General features: G+C 36.6%; 9 protein-coding genes and 1 pseudogene. 5 read left to right on the top strand and 5 right to left on the bottom strand.

Features of this window, described 5'->3' with window-relative positions:
* Positions 1-24: 24 nt before the first annotated feature.
* The 3 genes and pseudogenes from ACF8D3_RS15265 to ACF8D3_RS15255 all read left to right on the top strand — a co-directional run.
* Positions 25-4,155 (top strand): annotated as a pseudogene (locus ACF8D3_RS15265) (beta strand repeat-containing protein); the annotation flags it as partial.
* Positions 4,156-4,266: 111 nt separating this feature from the next.
* On the top strand, positions 4,267-5,934 hold the full coding sequence (locus tag ACF8D3_RS15260; protein WP_392472218.1) for a poly alpha-glucosyltransferase: 1,668 nt from the start codon (positions 4,267-4,269) through the stop codon (positions 5,932-5,934).
* 16 nt (positions 5,935-5,950) lie between these two features.
* Complete coding sequence (locus tag ACF8D3_RS15255; protein ID WP_392472217.1) at positions 5,951-7,657, top strand: CapA family protein; 1,707 nt, start codon at positions 5,951-5,953, stop codon at positions 7,655-7,657.
* Here ACF8D3_RS15255 and ACF8D3_RS15250 read toward each other — a convergent pair.
* Positions 7,654-8,382, bottom strand: coding sequence for a hypothetical protein (locus ACF8D3_RS15250; RefSeq protein ID WP_061392417.1), 729 nt, complete (start codon positions 8,380-8,382; stop codon positions 7,654-7,656). The genes ACF8D3_RS15255 and ACF8D3_RS15250 overlap by 4 nt on opposite strands.
* Before the next feature lie 91 nt (positions 8,383-8,473).
* Here ACF8D3_RS15250 and ACF8D3_RS15245 point away from each other — a divergent pair, with 91 nt between their 5' ends.
* Together ACF8D3_RS15245 and ACF8D3_RS15240 are read left to right on the top strand one after the other, a co-directional pair.
* Positions 8,474-8,791 (top strand): MGMT family protein, encoded by a 318-nt coding sequence (locus ACF8D3_RS15245; protein ID WP_392472216.1) that lies wholly within the window; start codon positions 8,474-8,476, stop codon positions 8,789-8,791.
* A gap of 105 nt (positions 8,792-8,896) precedes the next feature.
* Positions 8,897-9,409, top strand: a complete 513-nt coding sequence (locus ACF8D3_RS15240) for a hypothetical protein (RefSeq protein ID WP_392472214.1) — start codon at positions 8,897-8,899, stop codon at positions 9,407-9,409.
* 88 nt (positions 9,410-9,497) lie between these two features.
* On the opposite strand, the gene ACF8D3_RS15235 is transcribed toward ACF8D3_RS15240, so the two are convergent.
* The 4 genes from ACF8D3_RS15235 to greA all read right to left on the bottom strand — a co-directional run bounded on the left by ACF8D3_RS15235 (position 9,498) and on the right by greA (position 12,395).
* Entirely contained in the window at positions 9,498-9,935 is a 438-nt protein-coding gene (locus ACF8D3_RS15235) for a universal stress protein (protein WP_392472213.1), read from the bottom strand.
* A gap of 197 nt (positions 9,936-10,132) precedes the next feature.
* Positions 10,133-11,164, bottom strand: a complete 1,032-nt coding sequence (locus ACF8D3_RS15230; protein WP_061515890.1) for a DUF4062 domain-containing protein — start codon at positions 11,162-11,164, stop codon at positions 10,133-10,135.
* A 66-nt stretch (positions 11,165-11,230) separates the two neighbouring features.
* Positions 11,231-11,851 carry a CatB-related O-acetyltransferase gene (locus ACF8D3_RS15225; protein WP_392472212.1) on the bottom strand — a complete coding sequence of 207 codons (621 nt, stop codon included), beginning with the start codon at positions 11,849-11,851 and terminating at the stop codon, positions 11,231-11,233.
* Positions 11,852-11,918: 67 nt separating this feature from the next.
* Complete coding sequence (gene greA, locus ACF8D3_RS15220) at positions 11,919-12,395, bottom strand: transcription elongation factor GreA (RefSeq protein ID WP_004878279.1); 477 nt, start codon at positions 12,393-12,395, stop codon at positions 11,919-11,921.
* Positions 12,396-12,430: the final 35 nt, after the last annotated feature.

The following is a 12,430-nucleotide window of genomic DNA, read 5'->3' as shown; positions in this document are numbered from 1 at the left end:
GCAGCGCCAGTGGTTACGATAGCTGATGTATTTACTAATGATACAACCCCAGAGTTAACGGGTACGGTGGATGACCCAACCGCAACGATTGTTGTTAATGTGAATGGTATCGATTACCCAGTGACCAACAATGGCGATGGCACATGGACATTGGCGGATAACACTTTACCAGCTTTAATTATAGCTGCTTATCCAATCACGGTAACGGCAACTGATGCAGCAGGCAACGTAGGTACAGATGCTGCTACGCTTACAATTGATGTCACTGCACCGAGTGTAACATTTGACGATTTAGCAACAAATGACGATACACCTGAATTAACTGGTACAACTGATGATCCAACAGCCTTAATCGTTGTAACAGTAAATGGCATAGACTATAACGCAACAAATAATGGTGATGGCACTTGGACCTTAGCGGACAATACTTTGCCATCTTTAGCTGATGGAGGTTACATCGTAACTGTTACTGCGACAGACCAAGCAGGAAATATTGGTACTGATACAGGAACATTAGATATTGATGCGAATCCTTTAGCAGCCTTTGATAATTATGACAATGCAGTAATAAGTCCACAGCCATTATTAATCAGTGATGATGCTGCTCTAGGTAGCGCTACATATCTAATTCTGACCTCATTGGCTGGACTAGATCTACAACTTGGCGCGAACTCAGTTAACTTTAGTGTTGGTGCAAATGAGGAGGGAACTGCGACATTTACATATAGTTCTTTAATTGATGCAGATGTACTGTCCGACTATTTACTGGTTGTCCAAAAATTCAACTCAACAACTGGTCAATGGGAATCTATACATGGTGATAGTGAAGCATCACTGATTAGTTTAAGTCTTCTAGGTATTGGTGCAACTCCTGGCGCTACCTTAGAAGGTCTAGATGAGGGTACTTATCGTGCATTCATGACTTTCGACGGTCTATTGGGTGCAAGCGTCTTAGGTACTTTATCTGGAACGATGGATACCTATGATTTAACGCAAGTCGGTGGTTATGAGCTTGGAGATGCGGAAGGTAATGTAATTACTGATGTTAATGATAGTGGTGAAGTTGATATTGTTACCCCAACAACTTATGTAGCTAGTGTAGATGGAGTTGCGATTGGTGTTGGTGGTACAACCATCACTGGTGATTATGGTTCAATTACCTTCTATCAAGATGGTAGTTATGTTTACACGCCACTTCCTGATGGTGCAGGCATTGGTCAAGTAGAACAGTTTAATTACACATTACTTGATTCTGCGACTGGAGATATGGCTCAAGCAACGCTTTATATTGATCTTGGATCAATCAGAGCTGCCGATAACCTAGTCGATGCTAAACTCGATCCTCAACCATTGTTAGTTGAAGATGATGCTGCATTGGGTTCTTCTTCTTATCTTGCTTTAGTTTCATTGGCTGGGTTGGACTTCCAGTTATTAGGTACAGATGCAATTGAGTTTTCTGTAGCAGAAAATTTAGAAGGTGTCGCAACCTTTAGCTTCAGTACCTTAATAGGCGCTGCAGCTTTAGGTGACTATAACTTAGTAGTCCAAAAATTCAATGAAACAACAGGACAATGGGAGTCTATTACAGGTGGTACAGATGCATCACTAATAGATTTAACATTGTTAGGCTCTACACCAGTTGCTCAAGTCGGTGGATTAACGGAAGGTTCTTACCGTGCATTCATGGCATATGATGGACTGATCGGTGTTGGCTTAGGTGGTACTCTGACTGGTACGATGGATGTATATAATCCACATATTATCGACAGCTATGAAGCAACAGCAGTTCACGGAAATCTAATCTCTGATCCAAATACAAATGGTGATGTAGATATCGCAACAACAAACACCGTGATTAGTGAAGTGAATGGGATGTCGATTGATCCAGCTGGTACAACTATTACAGGAACATATGGTGAGTTAGTTATCTATCCAAATGGTGATTATACATATACACCAAATGCGAGTATGTCTGGGCTTGGTCAAGTAGATCAATTTACCTACACTTTATTTGACCCAATGAGCGGAGACACTTCAGAAGCGACATTCTATGTTCATCTAGATAGTAATACGATTGATATGACATGGAATGCAGCAGATCCATCACAACCAGCTGTGATTAATGATCCATTGCCAATTGATGCATTTAGCAATGTTGATGTCGCTTCGATTGATTACGAGTATCCAGTTACAGTTGAAAATCTAGATAATGCAATTAGCTATAATTGGTTATTAGGTGTAGGCGGTGTTGTGATTGGTAGTTCCAGTGGTTCTGCTAACTTTACAGTCGACCCTGGAAATCTCACTGATGCAGTAATTTCAGTTGATTTTGGTTCACTTGGTACTTTAATCGATGGCTTACATGTTGTTCTATCTCGTACTAACCCAGATGGTACAACGACTGTAATCGAAGATAGTGCTAGTACTGGTTTACTCGATGTATTAGGTATCTTCGGCTCAACGATCCAGTTCGAGGTTAAAAACTTAGCTGCTGGAACATACACATTGTTCATGGAAAGTAATACGTTGCTTACAGCTCTTGGTAACGTAACGGCCGATATTACACTGAACCATGGTGATATTAGCCAAACACCTACATTAACTGGTGATGCGATTACTGGAAATGTGATTTCTGACGATAATTCAGCACTTTATGGTGCAAATTATGATCATGATTTCATAACATCATCAACGACAGTAACTAATATCGCGTCAGCAGAGCCAGGCAATACCAACGTTGAGACTATTGTTGCAGGTGTTCCTACAGTAATCGTGGGCAACTACGGTACGTTAACGATCAATTCCGATGGTAGCTATAGCTATCAACCAGATGTAAATCCAGCAAATATTGGTAAAGTGGATAGCTTCACTTACACATTGTCTGATCCTACAAATGGCTTAGCTGATAGTACTGCATCATTACATATCCAAATTGGATCGAATGATGTTAGCTTCACTTGGGACCCTGTTGATCCATCATTAGATGCGGTTATCCCAGCACCTGTTGCAAATGCAGATACTGCAGATTCATTAGTCGATGTGCAAAATGTAGTGGATAATAACTATTTCAATGCTAACGGAACGACACTCGGTATTTTAGGTACTACCCAAACTTATACCAGCGGAACATTTAGCATTAACGATAGTATGGCTCAGTCTGGATCGTTGACAGCAAATGCATTAGGTCTAGGTAACGCTAACGTGACCTTAGCACTGCAAATTCAAACAGGCCCAACAACATGGACAACAGTTGCTTCTGATTTACATTCAGGCATTGTTCTTGCAATAGGTGAAATCGCATCAATTGATTTATCGACACTTGATCTTGCAGCAGGTACTTATCGTGTCGTCACAACTGTTCAAACACCATTGATTGGTGGTGCGGTAATGAGCGTTGGTACAAATGCTGATGTGAACATCACTTATGTAGATCAATACACCGCGACTAGTCCAACAGCGGATTGGATCCATGGCAATATCTTGGAAGGTGATACATTAGGCGGTGTTGCAGATACAACAACTGGAACACAACTTTATGTCATGAATCCTGTAACAGGTCAGTATGAGTTAGCTGCTGGTCAATCTATAGATACAGCAGAAGGTACGCTGTATCTATATAACGATGGTTCTTATTACTATCAACGTGACATGGTGGTTTCATCAGCAACAGATGTGATTGATTATAAATTAGTATCGTTTGATGGAACTGAGGTGACATCAACGCTTACGATCTCTTTAGGACAGCACTTCAACTTGAGTTCTGCTGACGATATCGTAACCAGTACTGCTGGAAATGACATCATTGAAAGTGCTGCTGGAGGATCTGATACTCTCATCTTCAACGTCTTAAACAATGCTGATGATGCAGGAGGTAATGGTCACGATACATGGAATGACTTCCATGTAGGTGATACAGCAACTGATCCAAATGCTGATGTGATTGATATTTCTAATCTCTTAGTAGGTTATGCTGGGGATGGAAGTGCAGCATCATTAGCTGGATATGTGAGTGTAAGTTCTGATGGAACATCAACCACAATCAGTATTGACCGTGATGGTGCTGGTGGAACACATGACAGTGTGACATTACTTACCATTGATGTTGATACGACATTAAATGATCTCATCAATAACAACCAACTTAATCTGTTCTAATTATTGATATGAAAAAAAGAGAACCTTCGGGTTCTCTTTTTTGTTTGATTTCATTGATAAAGAATTATGCTATCTTGTCTAAAATATTTATAAATTCTAGAAACTTAAAATATGACAACAACTTTGATTTCAGGAATTGATCAGTTAAAAAGTCAATTACTCGATTACCTAGAAAAAGTACAACTCTATACGCAAGTAGAGAAAACAGTCTTGTTTTTTTCATATGGAGAAAGAGAGGAACGTTGCAAAGTTTGGAATTCAGCGTATTCGAGTTTTTCTACTGCCAAAGCACAATTATTTAGTTTTTTATATCAGCAATATGAAGCACAACAGTCTTTACCTGAATTTTTAAAATTTGACTTTGTTTTCAACGTTCAAAAAGAGCAATGGGATGATGTTGAGCAAACAGTGAGAAACCAATTTCACAATAATCACTATAGAAAAGGCATTAGTTTCGATGAAAATTTTGAATGTTGTTTCTTAGAGCAAGAACTTTATGGCCGAGCTATCATTCGAGGGTTAAGCTATAACAAACCTAACTTTTTTGATGAAGCTAACCTCAACACCAGTATTTTACGAAAATACGATGATTCAAAAAAGCAGATCAATCTTAAAGAATTGCAACAGGTATGGACGTTTGATACCTATGCTATGTTCTATGAAAACAATCAATTGATTCAGTTGCAAAGCCAGTTCACCGAAAATGGTGTTCGATACTTGATGGAACCGAAAAAGCAACATTTTATAAAAATGATTAAGCAAAATGCAGCATTCATCACTTCACAGATTCAAGAAGATGGCAGATTTATTTATGGATGTTTTCCTGCCTATGATCGGAGTATTCGAAATTACAATACGATTCGGCATTGCACCACGAACTACGCTCTAATCGAAACCTTAATGATCGATAATCATGAAGGGCATTTAAAGAAAATAAGGTCAGCAATTGATTATGCCTTGGCTCATTTTTATTTCGAGCAAGAACCTCAGCTTGCTCATATGTTAGATGCAAGTGAACCAGAAAAATTAGATGAAATTAAGTTAGGCGCAAATGCCGCTGCAATCTTAATGCTCACTAAATATCAAGAGCTTACAGGAGATAATCAATATCTGGATTATGCTAAAAAGTTAGCCAATGGAATTTTATCAATGGTAAATTCAGAAGGTGAAACGACTCATGTACTGCATTATCCAAATATGGAATTAAAGCAAAAATTTCGCATTGTTTATTATGACGGTGAAGCTGCTTTGGCCTTATTGCGGTTGTATCAACTAAAACCAGAAGAAAAATTATTAAGTACAGTAAAGCTCATGTTTGAACGTTTTATTTCTGAAAGATATGAGCGCTATCATGATCATTGGCTCAGTTACTGTACCAATGAACTAACGAAAATTTGCCCAGAGGAAAAGTATTTTCTCTTTGGTATGAAAAACTACCTGAGACATATGATTTTTATTCGCAATCGAAAGACCAGTTATGCCACCTTATTAGAGTTAATGATGGCTGCGTATCAAATGATTGAGAGAATGAAGATGCTCAGTTTAGCAGAACTGTTCAAGCAATCACATTTTGATGATTTGAAAAAGCTTATCGAGTTTCGGACTGAGTTCCAACGGACAGGTTTCTTTTACCCTGAAGTTGCAATGTATATGGCGCGGCCAGATAAAATTTTACATGCATTCTATGTGAGACATGATCGTTTTCGCGTTCGAATAGATGATCAGGAACATAATTTGTCTGGATATATTGCTTATGTTCAGCATTTTGAAAATGAATAAATTGAGGTTTAAATAAATGGATTTATCTCAAGAAATTAAAATAATAACGCAGATTAAATCTGAAGACTTTCAGCATTCGATTTGGCAAACATCGCTTTCGGTGGATTGTAATAACTGGATCGTTTTGTACCTTGCGATGCAAATGATTCAAGCTGAAAAATTAAAATTGGATCAAAAGATTGAGCTAGAGGGAAGTCGACAAAACAACCTTTTCGGACGTTCAAAAAAACAAGCTTATACTGTTTTAGAGCTATTACAGTACATCGCATTTGCCCAACCACCAGAACTAGCTTTGCAATTATTGAATCAGTTATTAGGTGGTCGTGAGCAGGCACAGATCGCATTACAGAAAGAATTAAAAAAATTTAAACTTGATACACAAGTTCAAACCATTAGAGCGATTTATCAACTGGCAGAAGCAATTTTTTTAATGCCAATTGAGATCATTCAACAAGTCTTTCAGAAGCAGCTAAGCTTCAAAGGCAATACGCTGACACCGATCAGCTCGATATTAACGTGCTCTCAACTAGATGCCGTGTTGTATTTGGAATATGCGAATAAACAGATTTATTTTTCCTATCGAGCAGAAAATCAAACCATTGGTATCTTTTGTTTATTTGATTCAATTCAACGCATTGATCACATTATTCCTTATTATCATTATTTTACAGAGGGATTGATTCCATTAAAGTCGATCCAAGCAAAAAGTGAATGGATCAATATCATCGGTGATACTTACTTTGGTGAGTTTTACACTGAGATTCGAAAATGCAAAGGAAATGATGACGCATTACAACGCTATGGTTATCAACATTCATTTGAAAAAATCAAAGCCTTTTTTAATGAAAATGATCTGAATATTGCGAATTTTGAGGCAGTCTTTAACTCAGAAAAAGATTCTCCTCTACAAGATAAGAAAGCATTTATTTTGGGTGCCGAAGCGAAAGAAACGATCCAAGAATTTAAAAGAGTTCATCTAAATACAGTCTGTCTCGGAAATAATCATTTAAAGGATTATGGCGCTGCCAGTTTACGATACACCTTACAGCAGTTTGATGAGGCGAATATCCAGTATATTGGTGCTGGATTAGATCAACAACAAGCACATCAGTTTTTTGAGATTAGAACAGTGCAAAAAACCTTTGCGATTTTTAATGGTTATTGGCATCGGGATATTGCCTATCAAGATTATGATTTTTATGCATTAGGGAAGAGTGCTGGAGTTGCTTGTCTAAATACGATTTTATTTGAACAGATTATCCATTATAAAACACGTCATCCTAACCATAAGGTCATCTTGATTTGTCATTGGGGTATTGATTTCAAAACAACTCATCCAGAGCAAGAAAGTCTTGCTAAATTATTTACCCAAATCGATGTTGATCTGATCATTGGACATGGCGCACATACGATTCAGCCGATTCAATATATTTATGATAAACCAGTAGTTTTTGGGATAGGAAATGGGGTGTTTAATAGCAATGGTGAATATAAAAAGCATCAGGCTTTACCTTATGGCATGATTGCTCGTATTAATGTTAATGAAGAAATTGTGCAACTGTATCCAATTTTTACAGACAATTTAGAAACTTTTTGGCAGCCATATCCTGTGAATGAAAAACAATTTAAGCAGGCAAGTGACTATCTAACGCAACATTTGGATCAAAGTCATTATCAATTTAAAAAGAATGCATTAGGTTGTTTTATTGAGCTGAAAATCTAAGGGTATTTGGCATAATTTTGCAAAATAGTATTTAATTGTTCTGAGGTAAAACCTAAGTTACGTAGACCTCCGCTACCTAATTTACAGTCGTAGCTGGTCATAATATTGGTTGGTGTACTTTTCTTTGCTCTCGGTGCACAAACATGTCCTAAACCAAAAGCATGTCCCATTTCATGGATACTTGCGGCTTGTGTTTGATAGTTGAGTCGTTCCCAATCGATCAAGATAAAAGGTTGTCCCTGATTTCTAAATCCCCAACTGGTAATATCGTTGTACTTGAGTTTTTGATTGTATGCGTCATAAATAATAAAAAACACTTCTTTGCTTTTACGTTTTGGGAAACAGCTTTTAACAGCGCCGGGAATGTTGTCGGGAATGAGGGCAGTGGGCTGATTCAAACGATTTGCCAATTCACATTTTCGTTTGCTGAAGTCTTGATAAGAGTAGTAATGATTGATTCTAAACTTAAAGATTTTTTGATTATCTTCATCAAGGAAGTAGCGGTTTAAAATCTCTAACTCTTTGTACATTTGCAAACGCGTATCAAATACTTTTGCTTCAGGACGATTGGTCGTGTAGACAAAGCTTACATAGACGACGGGAAGATGGCTTGCTGCGTCAATTTTGTATTTATATGGTGTAATTTTCACCGGTGGTTTTCTGGTGGTACATGAAGCTGTAAAGGTCAGACATAAGGCTGTAAGCAATATCAGTTTTGATCGCATTTTTATGTTCCTCTGTCCATCAATTTTTAATTGTTCTTTAGAAAATTCGTTCTGATTTTCAATATGCTAACAGATTTTTTGAGAGGAAATTGTGAAAGATAGTAATGAGTTGCATCGACAGATTTTAGAGGTTATTGCTTTAATTCCCTATGGGAAAGTAGCAACTTATGGGCAGATTGCAAAGTTAGCGGGTATTCCTAAGCATGCGCGATTGGTTGGCTATGTTCTCAAGCATTTGGATCAGGAGAGTCGTATTCCTTGGCATCGCGTTATTAATTCACAAGGAAAAATAAGTGTGATGCGTATAAATGAAAAAGGAGAGAATATTCAACAACAATTATTGGCCGACGAGGGGATTTATCTCTTAAATAATAAAATTAATTTAAAGGTTTTTAGTTGGACTCCTTGATCCTAAAATAAATAGACTGATTTGTATAAAAGGATATTGCTGTTATTTTATTTTTTAATTACAATAATTATACATAAAGAATACATATGTATATTTGGTAATTAAATGAAAAAATTAGCTGTTATTTGTGGGATCGCTGTGCTTAGTTTATCTGGTTGTGCGAGCATTATGTCTGGTAGAACTCAGACAATGACATTTGAGAGTACGCCAGAACTCAGTAATATTACGATTTTAAATAAAGCAGGTAAAAAAGTTCATGTAGGACAAGCACCTGTGACTGTAAGTTTGAAAAGAAGCTCAGGTTTCTTTGTACCTGAAAAATATACTGTAATCTTTGAAAAAGAAGGCTACGAAACTAAAACTGTGAATGTTTCAGCACACGTTAATGGTTGGTATGTTGGAAATATTGTTTTTGGTGGCTTACTTGGTTTGTTGATCATTGATCCTGCGACAGGTGCAATGTATAGCCTAAGTACAAAAGATACGAATGTCGTATTAAATGATCTTAAGAAAGAAAACCTTCAAGCAAATACGCAGTCATTAACTATCGTTTCTACGACTGAATTACCAAAAGATGTATTAGAAAAGGCAAAACCAATTCAATTAGCATCAGAATAAATATAAAAAAGCCAGTATCAAGATTACTCTTGTACTGGCTTTGATTTTAAATTAATAAGATTCGATGGTTAAATCTTCATAAACATAATTAACGCACGATCAAAACAGGAATATGACTTTCTCCTAATACTTTTTGGGCAACGCTACCTAATATAAATTTTTTAATGCCTGTACGACCATGTGATCCCATAATAATAAGATCAGAGCCTAAGTTCTGTGCTGCACCGATAATTTCTTCGTGTATTGAAAAACCTTCAAGTATTTGTGTTCCAACGGTTAAGCCAAGCTCTTCAAATTTTTTCTCTGCTTTATCTATGTTTTCTTGTACATAACTGCGTACGCGTTCGATCAGTTCATTGCTTTGACCAAGTTTAAGATAGGCATCAGCTAGGTAAGGGTCTAAGGTCATCACTTCAACGACTGTGATTTCACTATTCAGTGCTTTTGCGAGTTGTGCAGCTTCTTGGATCACGTTTACTGCAATTTCTGAATCATCTATGGCAACGAGGATTTTTTGATAAGTCATGGTGATTGCTCCTTATTATTACTGTCTGATTGCTTGTGAAATTTTTGTTTAAAATACTGTCTATGGCTTTATATTAAACCGATTGCGAGATGAATAAAACCTAGTAAATTTATAGGGATAGTGAGGATTTAAGCTTGTATATTCAATAATGTAGCACTAAGATTAAATTTTATATTTATATAATTAATACAATTAGGTTATTTTGTTATTGCAGTAAGTTGAGTCATTAATTGATCGCCATATGATGTAAGAGTCCAATAAATATTTTTGTCGGATGGGGGATGTTTTTTTGTGCTTAATTCGATCAGTTTTAATGCTCTGAATTGAACTAAGATCATATTAAAGTCGTTTTTATAAAGATAAAAATTTCTTTCACTATTTAAATTATTGTCAGAAATATAACTATTAATCTCTTTCTTACCACAAACTTTAATTATCTGAGGCATATCATCATTTAAATTTTCTTGTGTACATTCGTCTAAAAGCATAGGTGATATGAAGGAAAAAACATTATTCCATGTAATTTTTAATACTATTTCATGTGATGAAAATTCAATTTCATTAGTTTTTTTTGCAGAAAAATTAATTCTTATATTAAAGGTATCTTCTCCTTGCGATAAGTTTTCTATACCTTCGGGCCTACTTTTTAAGTTCTGAATTTTATTTTCTAAAATTGTAATCTCATTTCTCAATTTAAGAATTTCTTTGGCAGTATCTTCAGATGGAACCAAGTTTGCTCTAACCCAACCAATTGCTGGGTAAGTCTTTATTGTTTTCGATAGGCTTAAAGAAACAATGCCTGAAATTTGATCTGAATTTTTCCAAAACTTTACAAGTCGACCTGTACAAACTCTAGCTCTAAATTGTTCTAGTTTTTCTTGTAAATGAGGGTCTCTCTCACATTTGATCTGAGCTAAATTATTAGGCTCACCATGAACTAAAGCAATAACTTTCATCCCTTTGGATACAGCATAATTATATTCCATTTCAGTGTAACCGATACCTTCTGGACTTAAAGAGCCGTATCTACCACCTATTAATAAGAGATAATAATCACAGTCATCAATTACTTTTTTAATAAAGTCCCATTGTTCCTCATCAGCTGCGGGAAATAATTCCATTCCTGCTGGAATACAATCCATCTCCATTAAAGTTTGAATAATATGTTTTCTTTCTTCCTCTAAGTCTTTAAAAGTTGAGCTGACAAAAACTTGATATCTTTTATCCATTTACTATAAAACTCTGAAATTTTTTAAAAATTTATCATTTTAAAAAAATATATTCAATTTCTCTATTTAATTAGAAAAGTATTTTATTAAATTTTCAACATCATCTGTCTGCAATTCTTCACGCATTTTTAAAATCTGCTTTTCATCAAAGTCATAGAGTTTGAGCGATAGCAATTTTTCAATATCAGATTCAGAGAAACGGTATTTGATAATTTTGGCAGGAACTCCGCCAACAACAGCATAAGGCGGCACATCTTGAGTGACCACAGCACCTGTGCCGACCACAGCGCCTTCACCTAATTTAACCCCTTGCATGATCATTGCTCGACTGCCAATCCAACAACCATCAGCAATCACAGTATCACCAGCGGGTAGAAAGCTGCGTGTATCAAAAGGGAAGGTCGAAATCCAATCTGGGCGGTGGAGTTGATTGCCACCCATCATAATCACGCATTCAGCACCAAAACAAACAAAGTTACCGATATGGAGTTGATCGATTGGCTTCTCAGGCGAAGATGGTTTGTCATGTAAATAACGGACAACACAACGTTCAAAACCCTGATCCCAATAGGCTGAGTAATAAGAATAATTACCTTTAATATGGATATTAGGATTTTTCACTGTTTTGGAAATAAATTCGAACTCACACCAATGTTTAACAGGAGAGTTGATCAAAGATGAGTCCATTGAATTTCCACAGTGTATCTTGAGAAGAAAAACCCCTCAAAACGAGGGGTTAATTGCATATAGAATATTAAAGATATTCCACACTTACGATTTCGTATTCAACTTCACCTTGTGGTGTTTGAATTTTCGCTTCGTCGCCTTCACTCTTACCTAAAAGACCACGTGCAATTGGAGAGTTCACTGAGATTTTATTGATTTTAAAATCTGCTTCGTCATCACCTACGATTTTGTAAGTTTTGCGTTCTTCAGTATCAAGGTTTTCAATAGTAACTGTTACCCCGAACACAACACGACCATTTTGCTCAAGGTCTTTTACATCGATCACTTGGCATGCGCCGAGCTTACCTTCGATATCTTGGATGCGGCCTTCACAGAAACCTTGTTGCTCACGAGCAGCATGATATTCAGCATTTTCTTTGAGGTCACCGTGTTCACGTGCCTCAGCAATTGCCTGCGTGATACGAGGGCGATCCACTGTTTTTAGCTGTTGTAATTCTTTCTCTAAGGCAACCTTGCCTTCGGGAGTCATAGGATAACGTTGCATTTTAGTCCCCTCTAAATTGGTTGGGAAAATACAGG

The sequence above is a fragment of the Acinetobacter sp. YQ_14 genome (genome assembly GCF_043102985.1).
GTDB lineage: Bacteria > Pseudomonadota > Gammaproteobacteria > Pseudomonadales > Moraxellaceae > Acinetobacter > Acinetobacter venetianus.
The sequence above is the reverse complement of the archived record's forward strand: the minus strand, read 5'-3'. Positions and strand labels throughout refer to the sequence as shown.